Origin of the sequence: Paenibacillus sp. OSY-SE, from assembly GCF_000283315.1 — a bacterium.
Lineage (GTDB): Bacteria > Bacillota > Bacilli > Paenibacillales > Paenibacillaceae > Paenibacillus_B > Paenibacillus_B profundus.
In genome coordinates this window covers 1-232 of the sequence record NZ_ALKF01000064.1, presented here as the reverse complement: position 1 = coordinate 232, position 232 = coordinate 1, and the positions used below count along the sequence as shown (strand labels likewise).

Here is a 232-nt window from a genome sequence, read left to right as displayed (position 1 = left end):
TACCCTTCTTTTCCTGCTGATGCTTATCTTTGTACCCCTAGCAGGTGAGTTGAATATTCACCCGTTCGATAATACATTTCGTCTCAGCTTTGGTACGCCCGTATTTTTTTTCTTTCTGTTATCTATACGTCATATTCCACCTGCATTATCGGGAGTGTTTGCAGGGATAGCAGTAGTTGCATTTCGTATTTCACTCAATCATTACCTTCATCCCGGCTCTTCCTTTGAAGAA

Annotated in this window: 1 pseudogene; it reads left to right on the top strand. The window is 41.4% G+C overall.

From position 1 onward, the window contains the following. Positions 1-232 (top strand): annotated as a pseudogene (locus A372_RS38195) (sensor histidine kinase); the annotation flags it as partial.